The 16,665-nt window shown below is 70.4% G+C and carries 19 protein-coding genes; 15 read left to right on the forward strand and 4 right to left on the reverse strand.

Annotated elements, in window-relative coordinates:
* Positions 1-16: 16 nt before the first annotated feature.
* Positions 17-1,204, reverse strand: coding sequence for an NAD(P)-dependent malic enzyme (locus E1292_RS09040; RefSeq protein ID WP_246090014.1), 1,188 nt, complete (start codon positions 1,202-1,204; stop codon positions 17-19).
* Between the two features lie 275 nt (positions 1,205-1,479).
* On the opposite strand from E1292_RS09040, the gene E1292_RS09045 reads away from it, so the two are divergent.
* The 4 genes from E1292_RS09045 (at position 1,480) to E1292_RS09060 (ending at position 4,398) form a co-directional block, all read left to right on the forward strand.
* Positions 1,480-2,334: an ABC transporter substrate-binding protein gene (locus tag E1292_RS09045; RefSeq protein ID WP_132593975.1), complete on the forward strand. Its 855-nt coding sequence runs from the start codon at positions 1,480-1,482 to the stop codon at positions 2,332-2,334.
* A 3-nt stretch (positions 2,335-2,337) separates the two neighbouring features.
* Positions 2,338-3,165 (forward strand): amino acid ABC transporter permease, encoded by an 828-nt coding sequence (locus E1292_RS09050; RefSeq protein WP_132593977.1) that lies wholly within the window; start codon positions 2,338-2,340, stop codon positions 3,163-3,165.
* Complete coding sequence (locus E1292_RS09055; RefSeq protein ID WP_132593979.1) at positions 3,162-3,905, forward strand: amino acid ABC transporter ATP-binding protein; 744 nt, start codon at positions 3,162-3,164, stop codon at positions 3,903-3,905. Before E1292_RS09050 ends, E1292_RS09055 begins: the two co-directional genes overlap by 4 nt.
* A gap of 67 nt (positions 3,906-3,972) precedes the next feature.
* Positions 3,973-4,398, forward strand: coding sequence for a CGNR zinc finger domain-containing protein (locus E1292_RS09060; protein WP_132593981.1), 426 nt, complete (start codon positions 3,973-3,975; stop codon positions 4,396-4,398).
* Between the two features lies 1 nt (position 4,399).
* Here E1292_RS09060 and E1292_RS09065 read toward each other — a convergent pair whose 3' ends face one another.
* The gene (locus tag E1292_RS09065) at positions 4,400-4,822 is read right to left on the reverse strand and encodes a S24 family peptidase (protein WP_220446742.1); all 423 of its coding nucleotides are present in this window, start codon (positions 4,820-4,822) and stop codon (positions 4,400-4,402) included.
* A gap of 17 nt (positions 4,823-4,839) precedes the next feature.
* Here E1292_RS09065 and sodN point away from each other — a divergent pair, with 17 nt between their 5' ends.
* The 3 genes from sodN (at position 4,840) to E1292_RS09080 (ending at position 6,658) form a co-directional block, all read left to right on the forward strand.
* The gene (sodN, locus tag E1292_RS09070) at positions 4,840-5,241 is read left to right on the forward strand and encodes a superoxide dismutase, Ni (protein WP_132331356.1); all 402 of its coding nucleotides are present in this window, start codon (positions 4,840-4,842) and stop codon (positions 5,239-5,241) included.
* Between the two features lie 173 nt (positions 5,242-5,414).
* Entirely contained in the window at positions 5,415-5,861 is a 447-nt protein-coding gene (locus tag E1292_RS09075) for an ATP-binding protein (protein ID WP_132510121.1), read from the forward strand.
* Positions 5,862-5,878: 17 nt separating this feature from the next.
* The gene (locus E1292_RS09080; protein WP_171055307.1) at positions 5,879-6,658 is read left to right on the forward strand and encodes an RNA polymerase sigma factor SigF; all 780 of its coding nucleotides are present in this window, start codon (positions 5,879-5,881) and stop codon (positions 6,656-6,658) included.
* On the opposite strand, the gene E1292_RS09085 is transcribed toward E1292_RS09080, so the two are convergent.
* Complete coding sequence (locus tag E1292_RS09085; protein WP_132593985.1) at positions 6,655-7,038, reverse strand: hypothetical protein; 384 nt, start codon at positions 7,036-7,038, stop codon at positions 6,655-6,657. The genes E1292_RS09080 and E1292_RS09085 overlap by 4 nt on opposite strands.
* An 89-nt stretch (positions 7,039-7,127) precedes the next feature.
* On the opposite strand from E1292_RS09085, the gene E1292_RS09090 reads away from it, so the two are divergent.
* Together E1292_RS09090 and E1292_RS09095 are read left to right on the forward strand one after the other, a co-directional pair.
* The gene (locus E1292_RS09090) at positions 7,128-8,087 is read left to right on the forward strand and encodes a diacylglycerol/lipid kinase family protein (RefSeq protein ID WP_132593987.1); all 960 of its coding nucleotides are present in this window, start codon (positions 7,128-7,130) and stop codon (positions 8,085-8,087) included.
* A 275-nt stretch (positions 8,088-8,362) separates the two neighbouring features.
* Positions 8,363-8,617, forward strand: a complete 255-nt coding sequence (locus E1292_RS09095; RefSeq protein ID WP_132593989.1) for a WhiB family transcriptional regulator — start codon at positions 8,363-8,365, stop codon at positions 8,615-8,617.
* Between the two features lie 75 nt (positions 8,618-8,692).
* Here E1292_RS09095 and E1292_RS09100 read toward each other — a convergent pair whose 3' ends face one another.
* Complete coding sequence (locus tag E1292_RS09100; protein WP_132593991.1) at positions 8,693-10,162, reverse strand: PAS domain-containing sensor histidine kinase; 1,470 nt, start codon at positions 10,160-10,162, stop codon at positions 8,693-8,695.
* Between the two features lie 517 nt (positions 10,163-10,679).
* Here E1292_RS09100 and E1292_RS09105 point away from each other — a divergent pair.
* The 6 genes from E1292_RS09105 to E1292_RS09130 all read left to right on the forward strand — a co-directional run bounded on the left by E1292_RS09105 (position 10,680) and on the right by E1292_RS09130 (position 16,648).
* Entirely contained in the window at positions 10,680-11,399 is a 720-nt protein-coding gene (locus E1292_RS09105; RefSeq protein ID WP_132331367.1) for a GntR family transcriptional regulator, read from the forward strand.
* Between the two features lie 150 nt (positions 11,400-11,549).
* Complete coding sequence (gene bioD / locus E1292_RS09110; protein WP_132593993.1) at positions 11,550-12,263, forward strand: dethiobiotin synthase; 714 nt, start codon at positions 11,550-11,552, stop codon at positions 12,261-12,263.
* A 94-nt stretch (positions 12,264-12,357) separates the two neighbouring features.
* A complete protein-coding gene (locus tag E1292_RS09115) occupies positions 12,358-13,518 on the forward strand; it encodes a sensor histidine kinase (protein WP_132593995.1) in 1,161 nt (386 codons plus the stop codon).
* Entirely contained in the window at positions 13,509-14,165 is a 657-nt protein-coding gene (locus tag E1292_RS09120) for a response regulator transcription factor (protein ID WP_132593997.1), read from the forward strand. The genes E1292_RS09115 and E1292_RS09120 overlap by 10 nt, the downstream gene beginning before the upstream one ends.
* The gene (locus E1292_RS09125) at positions 14,162-14,938 is read left to right on the forward strand and encodes a DUF4097 family beta strand repeat-containing protein (protein ID WP_132593999.1); all 777 of its coding nucleotides are present in this window, start codon (positions 14,162-14,164) and stop codon (positions 14,936-14,938) included. Before E1292_RS09120 ends, E1292_RS09125 begins: the two co-directional genes overlap by 4 nt.
* Positions 14,939-15,001: 63 nt before the next feature.
* Positions 15,002-16,648: an acetolactate synthase gene (locus E1292_RS09130; RefSeq protein WP_132594001.1), complete on the forward strand. Its 1,647-nt coding sequence runs from the start codon at positions 15,002-15,004 to the stop codon at positions 16,646-16,648.
* Positions 16,649-16,665 lie beyond the last annotated feature (17 nt).

Here is a 16,665-nt window from a genome sequence, read left to right on the forward strand (position 1 = left end):
GAAGAGATGCCGCAGGTCAGGCGCGGGCGACGCCGTCGGCGCGGGCCTGGGCGGCCACGGCGGCCGTCACGGCGGGCGCGACCCGGTCGTCGAACGGGCTCGGGATGACGTACGTCGCCGCCAGGTCGTCACCGACGACGGCCGCCAGCGCGGTGGCCGCGGCCACCTTCATGTTCTCCGTGATGGTGGTGGCCCGCACGTCGAGGGCGCCGCGGAAGACGCCGGGGAAGGCCAGCACGTTGTTGATCTGGTTGGGGTGGTCGGAGCGCCCGGTGGCGACGACGGCGACGTGTTTGGCGGCCACGTCGGGCTCGACCTCGGGCGTCGGGTTGGACAGGGCGAACACGACGGCCTCGGGGGCCATGGACGCGATGGCCTGCTCGGACACCGTCGACCCCGACAGCCCGATGAACACGTCGGCGCCGGCGAGGGCGTCCTCCGTCGACCCGGCGTGCCCGGCCCGGTTGGTCCTGCGGGCGAGCGCCTCCTTGACCGGGTTGAGGCCCTCCCGGCCCTCGTAGATCATGCCCTTGGAGTCGGCGACGGCGATGTCACCGATGCCCGCCTCCAGGAGGATCTTGGTGACCGCGACGCCGGAGGCGCCCGCGCCGGCCACCACGGCGCGCAGGTCGCCGAGCGCGCGTCCGGTCAGGCGGGCGGCGTTCTTGAGCGCGGCGAGCACCACGATGGCGGTGCCGTGCTGGTCGTCGTGGAAGACGGGGATGTCGAGCAGGTCGCGCAGCCGGTCTTCGACCTCGAAGCAGCGCGGGGCGCTGATGTCCTCCAGGTTGATGCCGCCGAACGAGGGCGCGAGCCGCGCGACGGTCTCCACGAGCGCGTCGACGTCGGTGCAGTCGAGGCAGATCGGCACGGCGTCGACGCCGGCGAACTCCTTGAACAGCAGGGCCTTGCCCTCCATGACCGGCATGGCGGCCGAGGGGCCGATGTCGCCCAGGCCGAGCACGGCGGTGCCGTCGGAGACGACGGCGACCACGTTGGGGACCCAGGTGTAGTCGCCGGCCAGCGCGGGGTTGTCGGCGATCGCGGTGCAGACCCGGGCGACGCCGGGCGTGTAGGCCAGCGACAGGTCATCGGCGTCGCGGACGGGAACGGTGGAACGGACCTCGAGCTTGCCCCCGCGGTGCAGCGCGAAAGCAGGATCGGCGTCGAGTGCGTCGAGAGAAGATGCGGGCGTGGCAGCCACAACGACCCCTGTGTTGATCGGTAGCGGAAGAGACCTTCGGCGGACGAGCGCGAGCGGGCTGGCCTCGGTAGCTGCCAGGATCCCCTCGTCGGTCATCTCGGAGGGGGTTTACGGGGGTCACCCGTGTGCCCATCTTGCCACATGGTGAGATGGTGTCGGCGCCGACGCCGTTCCGTTGACGCATCGTTAAATCACAGATGACGTACCTGCACAAAACCCCATTTAAACTGCACAAAACGCAAGTTTCGTGGCTTTTCACTCCTAGGAGGCCTTTCATGGCCCTCAGCCTCAAGAGCCGCCGTGGCTACGCCGCCGGCGCGCTCGCCTTGACCGCCGCTCTCGCACTCACCGCTTGCGGCGGCGAATCCGGCTCGAGCTCCGGCACCACGAGCGCCAGCGCCTCCGCAGCCGGTGGCGCCCAGCTCGTCCAGCCGGGCAAGCTCACCGTCTGCACCAACATCCCGTACGAACCCTTCCAGTTCAAGGACGACACCGGCAAGATCGTCGGGTTCGACGTGGACATCGTCGACCTCGCCGCGAAGAAGCTCGGCGTGACCCAGAACATCGTGGACATCGACTTCGCGGTGATCAAGAGCGGTGCCGCCATGGCCGCCAAGAAGTGCGACGTGGCCGCCGCCGGGATGACCATCACCCCGGAGCGCCAGCAGAACATCACCTTCTCCGACCCGTACTTCGACGCCACGCAGGCGCTGCTGGCCAAGAAGGGCACGGGCGCCAAGTCGCTGGAGGACGTCAAGGCCAAGGGGCTCAAGCTGGGCGCGCAGGCCAGCACCACCGGCCTCGACTACGTCAAGAAGAACGGCCACAACCCGACCGAGTACGCCGACTCGTCGAAGGAACTGCTCGCCCTGCAGGCCGGCCAGGCCGACGTGATCGTCCAGGACCTGCCCGTGGTGCTCACCTGGCTGAAGAAGCCCGAGATCGCGGCCAAGTTCGAGATGGTCGCCAGCCTCGACACCGGCGAGCAGTACGGAATCGGCCTGAAGAAGGACGCCGACCCGGTGCTGCTCAAGACGATCAACGAGGAGATCGCCAAGGCCAAGCAGGACGGCACGTACGAGAAGATCTTCGTGAAGTGGTTCGGCAAGAAGCCGGGCGAGCTGAGCTGATCCATGGCCGACCAGCCGACGACGGCTGAGCCTGTCCGCGCCAGGCTCAGCCCCCGGAAGAAACAGCAGATCAGCCGCGGGGTCCAGTACGCCATCCTGGTCGTGGCGCTCGTCGTCGTGGCGCTGTACGCCGACTGGGGCAGCCTCGCCCAGAACTTCGCCAAGGCCGACGTGGCCGAGCAGGCGCTGCCCGACCTCTTCACCATCGCGCTGCGCAACACGATCATCTACGCGGCCGGCGGGTTCATCTTCGCGTTCGTGCTGGGCCTGTTGCTGGCGCTCATGCGAATCTCCCAGGTCCGGCCCTACCGCTGGATCGCGCTCCTCTACATCGAGATCTTCCGTGGCCTGCCCGCGCTGCTGATCTTCCTGATGATCACCTTCCTGCCGCTGGCGCTGCCCGGGTTCGAGGTGCCGTTCGGCACCTACGGCCAGGGCATCCTCGGGCTCGGCCTGGTCGGCGCCGCCTACCAGGCGGAGGTCTTCCGCGCCGGGCTGCAGGCCGTGCCCAAAGGACAGACCGAGGCCGCCAGGTCGCTGGGCATGTCGGCGAGCAGGGCACAGGTCACGGTGGTGATCCCCCAGGCCGTGCGCATGGTCATCCCGCCGACGACCAACCAGTTCGTCTCCCTGCTCAAGGACTCGTCGCTGGTGTTGTTCCTGGGCGTCTCCGGCGAATATGTCGAGCTCGCCAAGTTCGGCAACGACCTGGCCTCCCAGTACGCCAACGCCACGCCCATCATGGTGGCGGGCGTGACGTACCTGATCGTCACGATCCCGCTGGGATACCTCGCGTCCCGGCTGGAGGGACGTAAGGGGAGGAACCGATGACGCACGCCATCGAACTCAAGGACCTCCACAAATACTTCGGCAAGAACGAGGTGCTCAAGGGCATCGACATGACGGTCGAGCCCGGGCAGGTGGTCTGCGTGATCGGCCCGTCGGGATCGGGCAAGTCCACCCTGCTGCGCTGCGTCAACATGCTGGAGCAGCCCACCAAGGGCAAGGTGTTCGTGCAGGGCGTCGAGGTCACCCACCCCGACGTCGACATCGACGCCGTCCGGCGCCGCATCGGCATGGTCTTCCAGCAGTTCAACCTCTTCCCTCACATGACCGCGCTGCAGAACGTGATGATCGCCCAGCAGCGGGTGCTGAGGCGCGGCAAGCGCGAGGCCGAGGTCACCGCCAGGGAGAACCTCGACAAGGTCGGCGTCGGCGCCAAGTGCGACTCGCTGCCCGGCCAGCTCTCGGGCGGGCAGCAGCAGCGGGTGGCCATCGCGCGGGCGCTGGCCATGGACCCCGACCTGATGTTGTTCGACGAGCCGACCTCGGCGCTCGACCCCGAGCTGGTCGGCGACGTGCTGACCGTCATGCGCAAGCTGGCCGAGGAGGGGATGACCATGCTCGTGGTCACCCACGAGATGGGCTTCGCCCGCGAGGTGGCCGACCGGGTGGTGTTCATGGACGGCGGCGTGGTGGTCGAGGACGGCCCTCCGTCGCAGGTCATCGGCGACCCGCGGCATGAGCGCACCCAGGCGTTCCTGCACCGGGTGCTGCACCCCGAGGGATAGCCGCGACCGGCGGGGCGTCTTCCTTGGCCGCCCCGCCGCCCCGGCGGCCGTGGTGTAATGGACCAGGATGGACCTGACCTCTTACGCCGAGTGGGCGGTCCGGCTGGCCGACGATCCCGCCCCGCCGCCCGACCTCGCCCGCCTGCGCGACGAGCTGGCCGCCGTGTTCGACGCGGCCGGCGACGACCGGCGGGTGGTCGCGCTGCTCAACGCCCTGCTCGTGCGCTATCCCGTACGCCCTCAGCTCTCCGACCACGACGGCCGGCCCTGGCACCTCCACCTGGCCGACGACTACGCCGCCTGCGCCGTGATGGGCCTGGCCTCGGTCGTGGCCGAGCTGGGCGTCGACCGGCTCGGCCGGTGCCTCGACCCCCGCTGTGGCCAGGCGTTCCTCGACACCTCGTCCAACCGCTCGCGCCGCTACTGCTCGGCCCGCTGCGCCAGCCGCGCGAACGTGGCCGCCTTCCGCGCCCGCCGCAAGAACGCCTCCTGACTCAGCGCGCCGGCGGGCGTGCCCGGCGCCGTCTCAGCAGCCCGGACGCGCTCCCGGCGCCGGCCCGGCGCACCAGCGGCCAGTAGCGCAGCACCACCCGGCCGACGATGTCGGGAACGGGGCCGAAGTCCCAGCTGTCGCGCCGGCCGCCGGCCCGCTGGTTGTCGCTCTCCAGCCACCAGCCGTCCGCCCCGTGCCACTGTGCCCGTTTCACGATGAGGCGTTCGGGGTCGCCGGGGAGCCTGGCCACCACGAGGTCCCCCGGGCGCACGGTCGCGCCGCGCCGGACGAGAAGCCAGTCTCCCGGCACCAGCGCGGGACGCATCGAATCGCCTTCGACACGCACTCTCATGGGCTGCGACCCCCTACTCCACGGGCACTGGGACCCGAGTAAGGTCGGTTGTGGACCAAGCTGATTCAGCATCAAGGAAGGACTTTCCGATGCTCGCACGACTGCTACGACCCAAGCATGTCGCATCCGCACACTGCGACCTGCCCTGCGGGGTCTACGACCCCGCTCAGGCCCGCATCGAGGCCGAGTCGGTCAAGGCGATCATGGAGAAGTACGCGGCCAACGAGGACCCGGTCTTCCGCGCCCGCGCGGTGACCATCAAGGAGGAGCGCGCGGAGCTGGTCAAGCACCACCTCTGGGTGCTCTGGACCGACTACTTCAAGCCGCCGCACCTCGAGCAGTACCCTCAGCTTCACCAGCTGTTCTGGGACGCGACAAAGCTCGCGGGCGCCGCCGGCGCCAAGGGCACGGTCGACGTCGGCAAGGCCGAGGATCTGCTGGGCAAGATCGACGAGATCTCCAAGATCTTCTGGGAGACCAAGGCCGCCTAAAAGGGCACCTAAGGCTCTGCGCGGTCGGTGACCGCGCAGAGCCTTTTCCATTGATGGCGAGTCTGAAGCGTCCAAGCACCGCTCAGGGGCGGTAAGTTGCAGTTGGCGTCGGATACGGTGGGTCGCGGTCAGCGGCCCGCCACGTGGCGGTTCCCACGTACGCGAGGAGGAACGTGACCGAGGAAACCGAGACCCGCGCGGAGGGCGTGGCCGGCATCCGCGACGTGGTGAGCATCAGGCTCCCCGCCGCTAGTGCCTACCTGTCCGTGCTGCGCACGGCCACCGCCGGGCTCGCGGCGCGGCTCGACTTCACGCTGGACGAGATCGAGGATCTGCGGATCGCGGTCGACGAGGCGTGCGCCATGCTGCTGAGCGAGGCGGTGCCCGGCACCGACCTGACTGCCGAGTTCGAGCTGACCGGCCAGGAGATGCAGGTCAGGGTCGAGGTGGCGACCGTCGGCAGCTCCGCTCCCAAGCGTGACGACTTCGCCTGGATGGTGCTGACCGCCCTGGCCGATGACGTGGATGCCGTGGCACCTTCCCAGGGCTTCCCGGATCGCATGGCGATCGTCCTGCGTAAGCGCCGAGGCGCGGCCCAGAGAACGGCGGGGCCGGCGTGACGGAAAGGACTGGAGCCATGGCCACCAGCGAACACGCCGTGCCCGACAGGGTCCGTGCCCGCAGGCTCTTCGCCGAGCTGGCCGAGCTGGGTCCTGAGGAGCCGCGCCGCCAGCGCATCAGGGACGAGCTGGTCGAGCTCCACCTTCCTTTGGTGGAATACCTGGCGCGCCGCTTCCGCAACAGGGGCGAGTGGCTCGACGACCTCACCCAGGTCGCCACCATCGGCCTGATCAAGTCGATCGACCGGTTCGACCTCAACCGGGGCGTCGAGTTCTCCACCTACGCGACGCCCACGATCGTCGGCGAGATCAAGCGGCACTTCCGCGACAAGGGCTGGGCGGTCCGCGTGCCGCGCCGCCTGCAGGAGCTGAAGCTCTCGCTCACCAAGGCCATCAGCGATCTGTCGCAGCGCGAGGGCCGGGCGCCGACGGTGTCCGAGCTGGCCTCCTACCTGAAGATGACCGAGGAGGAGGTGCTCGAGGGCCTCGAGTCGGCCAACGCCTACTCGACCGTGTCGCTCGACGCCCCCGACTCCGGCGACGACGACGCTCCCGCGGTGTCCGACTCTCTCGGCATCGTCGACGAGTCGCTCGAGGGCGTCGAATATCGCGAGTCGCTCAAGCCGCTGCTGGAGCGGCTGCCTCCGCGGGAGAAACGCATCCTGCTGCTGCGGTTCTTCGGCAACATGACGCAGTCGCAGATCGCCACCGAGCTGGGCATCTCGCAGATGCACGTCTCGCGCCTGCTCGCCCGCACGCTGGCCCAGCTGCGCGAGGGCCTGACCGCCGACGACTAACCGTCTCCGTAGAGAGCATGGGTGGTGGGGGGCGCCAGCAGGGTCACGAGCCCTGTCAGGGCGACCACGATCAGCGGGATGCCGAGCTGCGGCTGGTCCGACTGGATGAGGGTGACGGCGATGAGCAGCATGAAGATCTGCGTCAGCACGGCCGGAGACCTCCCCCACCGCTCCATCCTGAACAGACCGCCCCAGGCCACCCAGAGCAGCCCTGCGGCCACCAGCAGCGCGAATCCCGACTCCGCCAGGGCGGTCGTCACGTTGTCCGGCGCTCCCGTCAGCGTCTGCACCGCGACGAGCACGCCGAGCCCCAGCGCGACGAGCCCTTCCAGGGCGACGACGACCACGGCGATGAGAAGGGTAAGCGGGCGACCGTTCACGCCCGTACCCTACCGCCAGGGCCGTACGGTCTGAGAAATAGGACGTTAGGCCCACAAAGCGGACGAGCTTAACCGGCTACGCTGGCGATATGCGCGCCATGCTGCTGGTCAACCCCAAGGCCACCACCACCAACGCTCGCACGCGTGACGTGCTGATCCGCGCGCTCGGCGCGGCCGTCGACCTCGCCGTCGAGGAGACCCGCTACCGCGGCCACGCCGCTTCGCTGGCGTCCACGGCACGGGCCAAGGGATATGACCTGGTGGCGGTGCTCGGAGGCGACGGCACGATCAACGAGACCGTCAACGGCCTGCTGAACCCGGTGGACGGCGAGCCCGCGCGGGACGACCCGAGCGCGGGCCGCCCCGGCCTGATCGTCATCCCCGGCGGCAGCGCGAACGTCTTCGCCCGTGCCCTGGGCCTGCCGAACGATCCGGTCGAGTCGACGGGCGCGGTGCTGGAGGCGCTCAGGGAGGGGCGGCGCAGGACCGTGGGGCTGGGGCAGGCCCTCTGGGAGGGGCAGAGCCGCTACTTCACCTTCTGCTCGGGCATGGGATATGACGCGGAGGTTGTGCGGGCCGTGGAGGGCCTGAGAGGCGCCGGCAGGAAGGCTACCCCCACGCGGTATGTGAACACGGCTCTGCGGCACTATCTGGCCACGGACAAGCGGCATCCAGCGATGACGCTGACCGGCCCCGGGATCCCCACCGCCGAGGGGGTGTTCATGGCGATCATCTCCAACACCTCGCCGTGGACGTACGTCGGCACGCGACCCGTGACGCCCACCCCGTGGGCCTCCTTCGAGACCGGGCTCGATCTGCTCGGGCTGCGGCGCATGAGTCCGGTCGCGCTCGCGCCGGTGATCCGGCAGATCCTCACGGAGAGTGACGTACTTCCGTCGGGCCGGCACCTCGTCCAGTTGCACGACGAGCCCGAGTTCACGCTCACCGCGGGCCGCCCGGTGGCCTTCGAGCTGGACGGCGACTACCTGGGCGAACGCGAAACCGTGACATTTCGGTCTACGCCGAACGCATTACAGGTTCTGGTCTAGATGGTTACATTCGGTCATTGTGTGACGCATCCGACATCCATAACAGCCAAAACTTCGCGTCAACCCTCTTGCGTGCACTCAAAGTGACTGAAAGGCTCAACACTGACGTCGGAACGTAGGACCTTTCGCAACCCCGAGGTCCTCCAGGCGTCAAGCGAGTGACCCCGGTCCTCAACAGGATCCCGGGTGATCGTTCGCGCGAGTTAGTGAAACTCTTCACAAAGTAGTAGCCGCACGGAGCCGACCTAGAGGCTCCATCTACTAAGGAGTGACGCATGGACTGGCGCCACCGAGCTGCCTGCCGTGACGTGGACCCCGAGCTGTTCTTCCCGATCGGCAACACCGGCCCCGCCCTCCTGCAGATCGAAGAGGCCAAGCAGGTCTGCCGGTCCTGCTCGGCCGTGGAGGCCTGCCTGAAGTGGGCGCTGGAGTCCGGACAGGACGCCGGCGTCTGGGGCGGGCTGAGCGAGGACGAGCGCCGCGCCCTCAAGCGCCGCTCCGCCCGCGCCCGCACCCGGCTCTCCGCCTGACCCAGTCACACCCCCTGCTCCGGTGCGTCCGCACAGGATGTGCCCGCCGGCGGCTCGGACACGGATTCGCCCGGGTCAGGCCGGCGGGAGCGGGATCGACATCACCACCTCCGTGCCGCCTTCCAGCCGCGGCTGGATCGACAGCCGGCCCGACAGCTCTCCCACCACCAGCGTGCGCACGATCTGCAGCCCCAGGCTGGTGGAGCTGTCAAGGTCGAAGCCGCTGGGCAGCCCGCCCCCGTCGTCCCAGACCGTGAGGTTGAGCCGGTCGGGCCCCGGCTCCACCACCACCTCCAGTCGCTTGGGCCTCCCGTGCTGCAACGCGTTCTGCAACAACTCGGTCAGCGCCATGGCCAGCGGCGTGGCGATGAGCGACGGCAGCACGCCGAAGCCGCCGACGCGCCGCGGTGTCACGGCCACCTCCGCCGACGACACCTCACCCGCCATCGCGATCACCCGGTCGGCGATCTCGTCGAAGTCGACGAACTCCTCCGGCGCATGAGAGAGCGTCTCGTGCACGATCGCGATCGACCCGACCCTGCGCACCGCCTCCTCGAGCGCCTCCCTGCCCTCCGGCACCTGCAGCCGCCTGGCCTGCAGCCGGAGCAGGGCGGCGACGGTCTGCAGGTTGTTCTTCACCCGGTGGTGGATCTCGCGGATCGTGGCGTCCTTGGTCATCAGCTCGCGCTCGCGCCGGCGCAGCTCCGTGACGTCCCTGATGAGCACCAGGGCGCCGATGCGGCCGCCGCCGACGATCAGCGGGATGGCCCTGAGCTGCACGATCGTGCCGCCGGACTCGACCTCGGTCTCCTTCGCCGCCCGCCCGCTGGCCACGATCATGAGGTCTTCGTTGATGGGCTCGTCGGAATAGCACAGCTGCGCGGTGACCCGCCCCAGCTCCGCCCCCACCAGGTCGGCGTGCAGGCCCAGCCGCCGGTAGGCGGACAGGGCGTTGGGCGAGGCGTACGTGACGCGCCCCGCCCGGTCGAGCCGGAGCAGTCCGTCACCCACGCGCGGCGAACGGACCAGGATCGGCTCCTCGCCGGAGAACGGGAACCGGCCCTCCGCCACCATCTGCGCCAGGTCGGAGGCGCTCTGCAGGTAGGTCAGCTCCAGCCGGGAGGGCGTGCGGGCCGAGGAGAGGTTGGTGGAGCGCTGGATCACCGCGAGGAAGCGGGCCTCGCCGCCCTCGACGGCGCGCCGCACGGGGATCGTCTCCTCCCGGACGGGCACGCCGGTGGACCAGTCGGGGTCGCCCTCGCGGCAGATGCGGCGTTCGTTCCACGCGGTGTCGATGAGCTGGCGCTCGCCCTTGGCGGCCACGGTGCCGACGATGTCGTCGTGGTAGACGGTCGGGCCGGTCGTCGGCCGCATCTGGGCGATCGCGATCCAGCCGTTCTCCGCCAGCAGCGGCGCCCACAGGATGAGGTCGGCGAAGGACAGGTCGGCCAGCAACTGCCAGTCGGAGACCAGCGAGTGCAGCCAGTCGAGATCCGCCTCGTCCAGCGCGGTGTGGCGGGCTACGAGGTCGCTCAGTGTCGGCACGAGTGCATCATGCGTGCTTTCCCCCGCAACAGCCAAACCGGCAACCGGGTGCCGGGCCCGCTGAGGTGGGCGTTTGACCGCAGAGCCGGTACGCGGCAACAACTCCGAACGTGTGCGGGCGTACGCCCTCATCCTCGTACAGTGCCGACAGATGCGGCATTGTGCCCCATGATGCCCCTTTCATGAAATCTCATATGGTGAGAAGCATCACACAGCCGACACCGCTCAGCTCCAGGAAAAGGGCTGCGCGCCACCAGCCGGAGGTGATCTGCACGGGCGGGTGGACCCTCCGCGACACGGCTCGCGGACCGGCCTCGGTTGCGATCGCGCACATCGCTGTGGATATCCTTCACCATCAACCTGAGCAGCCCGGATCCGTGCGTGCCAGCTGTCGTACGCGCTCGGCGCCGGTCGGCGGCTCCGGCCCGCGGTTGACCGCTCGGGCCGAAGTGAGTTCCGATGATCTCGCGGTGACCAGACACGCCCTCACCGCCGTGGCAGAAGTGAAGGTGAGAGCGTGACTGACGACAGCCCCCGCGTTCCGAAGTACTACGACGTGAAACGGAGCCTGCTCGAGCTCACCAAGAGCCTCGCGCCCGGCACCGCGCTGCCGCCCGAGCGCACGCTCGCCGTACGTTTCGAGACCTCCCGCACCACGGTCCGGCAGGCGCTGACCGAGCTGGTGGTGGAGGGCAGGCTGCTGCGCATCCAGGGCAAGGGCACGTTCGTGGCCCAGCCGAAGGTGGCCCAGGTCCTCCAGCTCACCTCCTACATCGGCGACCTGCGCACCGCCGGCCTGGAGCCGGACACCAAGATCCTGGAGATCGGCTACATCACCGCCGACGAGGCGCTGGCCCGGCGCCTGGCCATCAACCCCGGCGGGCGCGTGCTGCGCATCCACCGCCTCAGGCTGGCCAACGGCGAGCCGGTCTCCATCGACACGACCCACCTGTCCGCCCGCCGCTTCCCCCGGCTGCGGCGCGAGCTGGAGGTGCACGCGTCGCTGTACGAGACCCTGCACAACGCCTACAACGTGCGGCTCACCGACGCCGAGGAGATCATCGAGACGGTGCTGGCCACGCCGTACGACGCCAAGGCCCTGGGCGTCGACGTCGGCCTGCCGATGCTGCTGCTCACGCGCCACGCCTTCGACGCCGACGGCAACCCCGTCGAGTGGGCCCAGTCGCTCTATCGCGGCGACCGGTACAAGTTCGTCACGCGCCTGCGCCGTCCGTGACGGACATCATGCGTTACGGCAGGCCACCTTGCCCGGACCCGCCGACGCCGGCTCGGCTCCGTCGAGCGCCGGTCGTGAGGGCTCACGGGGCACTCGCCGTGACGAGCGCGCCGCGGGCCGTGTTCTTCGCTGACTCCTAGGCTGACGTCCATGAGCATTCTCGTCGTCACCGGCACCGGAGCCGGGGTGGGCAAGACCGTGGTGACGGCGGCCGTGGCCGTGCTGTCGCTGGCGCGCGGGGCGGCGACCGCCGTGGTCAAGCCCGCCCAGACCGGGGTGGCGCCCGGCGCGCCGGGCGACGTCGACCACGTGATCCGGCTGTCCGGGGTGGCCACCACCTTCGAGCTGCGCCGGTTCACCGACCCGCTCTCCCCCGCCGCCGCGGCCAGGGCCGCGGGCATGCCGCCCGTGTCGCTGGCCGGGGCCGCCAAGCTGGTGCGGGAGCTGGGTGAGAGCAACCGCCTGGTGGTCGTGGAGGGCACTGGAGGGCTGCTGGAGCGCTTCGACGAGGACGGCGCCACCGTCGCCGACCTCGCGCGCGCCCTGAACGCTCAGGTGCTCGTCGTGGCCGGGGCCGGCGGTGCCGCGGTCAACCACACCGCGCTCACCTTGGAGGCGCTGGCCCATCGCGGGCTCGACCTGGCCGGTCTGGTCATCGGCCGGTGGCCGCGGCGGCCGGGGACGGCCGCGCGCAGCGGCGTGGCCGACCTGGAGATGCTGGCCGCGCGGCCGCTGGCAGGGGCGCTGCCCGACGGCGCGGGCGACCTGGACAGGCAGGCGTTCGCCGAGGTGGCGCGCAAAGGGCTGGGCGCCACGCTGGGCGGCACGTTCGACCCTGCCGCCTTCCGGCGGGAGGTCCGCTGAAACAGGCTCTGACCCGATGGTGGGGCTAGCCCCACCATCCACCAGCACACCAGGCCTATTTCGCGGCTCCCCCGCCGGTCAATACCGTTGGGGCATGACAGTCCCCCGTCCGTGGTCGGCACGGGCCTGGCTCGACACGGCTCACGTCATGACCGGCCTGCCGGTCGCCGTGCTGCTCGGCGGGCTGACGGTCCTGCTGGCCGTGGTCCCCCGCCTGCTGTGGCGGGCCCTGCCGTGGTTCACCCGGGTGCAGTGCTCCCGGTTCGCGGCGTTCCAGGGGGTGCGCATCCCGCCCACACCGCCGCCGGCGGGATGGCGGAGCCCCGCGGCGTGGCGGCAGCTCGCCTACCACCTGCTGTCGCCGTTCGTGGGCGCCGCCGCGGCGTTCCTGGTGGCCACGGCCTGGGGCGGATCATTCGTGGGGCTGCTGTCGTTCCTGCCGCCGCGGCTGGAGCCCCCGCCCATGGTGTTCGAGTACAACCTGCGCGACGGGCGCGTGCTCGGGATCTTCATGGGGGTGGGACTCGTGCTGCTCATACTCGCCCCCTTCCTGGCGCGCGGCATGGCGGCGCTCGACCTGCTGGTGGCGCGTACGCTCCTCGGGCCCAGCCGCTCGGAGCTGGGGCAGCGGATCGAGACGCTGACCGAGAGCCGGGCCGGTGTGATCGACGCGGCCGACGCCGAGCGCCGTAGGATCGAGCGTGATCTGCACGACGGCGCGCAGCAGCGGCTCGTCTCCCTCGCCATGAACCTCGGCCTGGCCAGGGCCACCCTGACCGACCTGCCCGAGCCGGCGCGCGTGGCGATCGAGCAGGCCCACGAGGAGGCCAAGCAGGCGCTCAAGGAGCTGCGCGACTTCGTCAGGGGCCTGCACCCGGCCGTGCTCAACGACCAGGGCCTGGACGCGGCGCTGTCCGGCGTCGCCGCCCGCGCGCCCGTCCCGGTCAGGCTCCGGGTCGACATCGAGCGGCGTACCAGTCCGACCATCGAGGCGGTGGCGTTCTTCATCGTGTCCGAAGCACTGACCAACATCGCCAAACACGCCTCGGCCACCAGGGCCGAGGTGAACGTGCGGCGAGAGCGCGACCGCCTGCACGTGGAGGTGTACGACGACGGCTGCGGCGGCGCCGCGCTGGACGGCGGCACCGGGCTGCGCGGCCTGGCCCAGCGGATCGACGCGGTCGACGGGTCTCTCCGGCTGTCCAGCCCGCTGGGCGGCCCGACGACGATCGAGGTGGAACTGCCGTGCGAGTAGTGCTGGCCGAGGACTCCGTGCTCCTGCGAGAGGGCCTGATCCGGCTCCTGGACGCCTCCGGCATGGAGGTGGTGGCGGCCGTGGACGAGGCCGAGGGGCTGCTGCGGGCGGCCGAGGAGCACCGGCCCGAACTGGTCATCACCGACGTCAGGATGCCGCCCACGCACACCGACGAGGGGCTGCGGGCCGCGCTCCTGCTGCGCCGCCAGCAGCCGGGCCTCGCGGTCCTCGTGCTCTCCCAGTACGTCGAGGAGCGCTACGCCGCCCAACTGCTGGCCTCGGCCGCGACCGGCGGTGTCGGCTACCTGCTCAAAGACCGGGTGGCCGACGTGGCCGAGTTCATCGACGCGCTGCGCAGGGTGGCCTCCGGCGGCACCGCCCTCGACCCCGAGGTGGTCGCCCAGCTGCTGCTGCGCGGCAACAGCGACCCGCTGGAGCGCCTGACGCCGCGCGAGCACGAGGTGCTCCAGCTGATGGCGGAAGGCCGGTCCAACGCCGGCATCGGCCAGGCGCTGGTGCTCAGCGAAGGGGCGGTCGGCAAGCACATCGGCAACATCTTCACCAAACTCGACCTGTCACCCGCCGAGGGCGACCACCGGCGTGTGCTCGCCGTGCTGCGGTTCCTCAGGATCAGGAGCCTGCCATGAGAGCGGTCTGGCTGATCGTGGGCGCGCTGACCACCGCGGTGGCGCTGCTGTTGTCCACGACCGCGCTGTGGCAGGGGTTCGCCACGACCAGGATGCCCGAGGACACCAAGCAGCGGTCCATCCCGTTCGACGCGCCCAAGATCAAGGTCAGCGCTTCCAAGGGTGACGTGCGCGTGTCCATCCTGCCGGGCAAGGCCGGCGAGGTGTTCATCCACAGGTCCCTGCGGTGGACGCGTGACCGGCCCACCGTCACGGAAGACTGGGACGCGCGTACGAGCACCCTCCGGCTCGACGCGGTCTGCCCCGAGGCCGACCAGCCGGAAGGGCCCCGCTGCATGGCCGAATACCTCCTTTTCGTGCCGCCCGAGACCGACATCGAGGCCGGCACGACCCGTGGCGGGCTCAGCGTCGGCGACGTGTTCGGCGACGTGCGCCTCAATTCCGTCTCCGGCGACGTGCGCGTCAACGACCTCGCCGGCTCCTTGTGGGCCAGGGTCGGCACGGGCGACATCAACGCCGACGGGCTCGACGCCGAGAAGGCCGATGTGGAGGTCGGGGCGGGCAACGTGCACATCAGCTTCGTCAGCCCGCCGGCGGACGTGAGAGCCGTCGTCAGGACGTCCGGTGACGTGGACGTGCACGTACGCGGCGGCTCCTACGACGTTTCGGTGGTCGGCCGCAACACCACCCTGGACATCGGCAAGGACCCCGGCTCGCCGAGGAAGATCACCGCGACGGCGCCGGACGGCAACGTCAACCTGTGCTGCCGGTGAAGATCATTTGTGTACGGGCCTTAAGGTCTGTTTACTCCTGTGACTGGTTGGTAAGTTCCCGGCATGGAGTCTGCGAAGCACGCCGGTGACGCCGCCGTCGCCGTGTCCAAGGCCTATGGCGTCGAGACCATGTTCACCCTGTCGGGAGGGCACGTCTTTCCGCTCTACGACGGCGCCGTGCACGAGGAGATGCGCATCCTCGACGTACGCCACGAGCAGAGCGCGGTCTTCGCCGCCGAGGCGACGGCCCGGCTGACCAGGAAGCCCGGCCTGGCCGTGCTGACCGCCGGCCCCGGCATCACCAACGGCGTCAGCGGCGTCGCGACCGCCCACTTCAACGGCTCTCCCGTGGTCGTCATGGGCGGCCGGGCGCCCCAGTCGCGCTGGGGCAGCGGCGCGCTGCAGGAGATGGACCACCCGCCGCTGCTCGACCCGATCACCAAGCTGTCGTTCACCGCGAGCGCCGCCGAGTCGGTCGGCCACGAGGTCGAGATGGCCTTCCGCACGGCGGTCGCCTCCCATCGCGGCCCGGTGTTCCTCGACTTCTACATGGACCACCTGTTCTCGCCGTCGCCTGTGCACGACGTGCAGACGCAGACGCCCTCGCCGCTGGAGCCCGACCCCGGCGACCTGGCCGGCATCGCACGGCTGCTGGCCGAGGCCGAGCGGCCCGTGCTGGTGTACGGGTCCGACGTGTGGATGGAGCGCGCCGAGGAGGCCGCCCGCGACTTCGCCGAGACGTGGCGGCTGCCGGTCATCCCCAACGGCCAGGGCCGCGGCATCCTGCCGTCCGGGCACGAGCTGCTCGTCACCCGGGCGCGCGGGCTCGCCTTCTCCCAGGCCGACCTGGTGATCGTGGTCGGCACCCCGCTCGACTTCCGCCTGGGCTACGGCTGGTTCGGCGGCAAGGACGGCGCGCCGCTGGCCCGCGTGGTCCACATCGCCGACGCGCCGTCCCAGCTGGCCACGCACATGCAGCCGGCCGCGTCCGCCGCCGGCGACCTGTCGGTGGTGTTCTGGAGCCTCGGCGCCGCCTGTGGCGACGCGGGCGTCAAACCCGACGGCTACGCCCCCTGGGTGACGAAGCTGTCCGACACGGCCGCCGCGGCCATCGCCGGCGACGCCGAGTTGCTGGCCTCCGACTCCGACCCGATCCACCCCATGCGCATCTACGGCGAGCTGGGCAAGATCCTGGCCGACGACGCCGTGGTCATCGGCGACGGCGGCGACTTCGTCTCCTACGCGGGCAAGTACGTCGAGCCCCGGCAACCGGGCAACTGGCTCGACCCGGGCCCGTACGGCTGCCTCGGCACCGGCCTCGGCTACTCCATCGCCGCCCGCCTGGCCAGGCCGTCCTCACAGGTCGTGCTGCTGCTCGGCGACGGCGCCGCCGGGTTCTCCCTGATGGACGTCGACACCCTCGTACGCCACCGGCTGCCGGTCGTCATGGTCTGCGGCAACAACGGCATCTGGGGCCTGGAGAAGCACCCCATGCAGATGTTGTACGGCTACGACGTGGCGGCCGAGCTGCAGCCCCAGTGCCGCTACGACCAGGTCGTGACCGCGCTCGGCGGCGGCGGCGAGCTCGTCACCAAGCCGTCGGAGATCGGGCCGGCGCTGCGCAGGGCGTTCGACTCGGGCATCCCCTACATGGTGAACATCGCCACCGACCCGCAGATCGCCTACCCCCGCAACACGACGGGGGTGTGAGGCCACGTCCAGGCTGC

Origin of the sequence: Nonomuraea deserti (genome assembly GCF_004348685.1) — a bacterium.
GTDB lineage: Bacteria > Actinomycetota > Actinomycetes > Streptosporangiales > Streptosporangiaceae > Nonomuraea > Nonomuraea deserti.

Bases quoted from the DNA above. Each gene is read 5' to 3' on its own strand.
- E1292_RS09115 (WP_132593995.1), top strand. From the start codon at position 12,358: ATGACAGTCCCCCGTCCGTGGTCGGCACGGGCCTGGCTCGACACGGCT.
- E1292_RS09045 (WP_132593975.1), top strand. From the start codon at position 1,480: ATGGCCCTCAGCCTCAAGAGCCGCCGTGGCTACGCCGCCGGCGCGCTC.
- E1292_RS09060 (WP_132593981.1), top strand. From the start codon at position 3,973: ATGGACCTGACCTCTTACGCCGAGTGGGCGGTCCGGCTGGCCGACGAT.
- E1292_RS09050 (WP_132593977.1), top strand. From the start codon at position 2,338: ATGGCCGACCAGCCGACGACGGCTGAGCCTGTCCGCGCCAGGCTCAGC.
- sodN (WP_132331356.1), top strand. From the start codon at position 4,840: ATGCTCGCACGACTGCTACGACCCAAGCATGTCGCATCCGCACACTGC.
- bioD (WP_132593993.1), top strand. From the start codon at position 11,550: ATGAGCATTCTCGTCGTCACCGGCACCGGAGCCGGGGTGGGCAAGACC.
- E1292_RS09130 (WP_132594001.1), top strand. From the start codon at position 15,002: ATGGAGTCTGCGAAGCACGCCGGTGACGCCGCCGTCGCCGTGTCCAAG.
- E1292_RS09090 (WP_132593987.1), top strand. From the start codon at position 7,128: ATGCGCGCCATGCTGCTGGTCAACCCCAAGGCCACCACCACCAACGCT.
- E1292_RS09095 (WP_132593989.1), top strand. From the start codon at position 8,363: ATGGACTGGCGCCACCGAGCTGCCTGCCGTGACGTGGACCCCGAGCTG.
- E1292_RS09055 (WP_132593979.1), top strand. From the start codon at position 3,162: ATGACGCACGCCATCGAACTCAAGGACCTCCACAAATACTTCGGCAAG.
- E1292_RS09125 (WP_132593999.1), top strand. From the start codon at position 14,162: ATGAGAGCGGTCTGGCTGATCGTGGGCGCGCTGACCACCGCGGTGGCG.
- E1292_RS09065 (WP_220446742.1), bottom strand. From the start codon at position 4,822: ATGCTGAATCAGCTTGGTCCACAACCGACCTTACTCGGGTCCCAGTGC.
- E1292_RS09080 (WP_171055307.1), top strand. From the start codon at position 5,879: ATGGCCACCAGCGAACACGCCGTGCCCGACAGGGTCCGTGCCCGCAGG.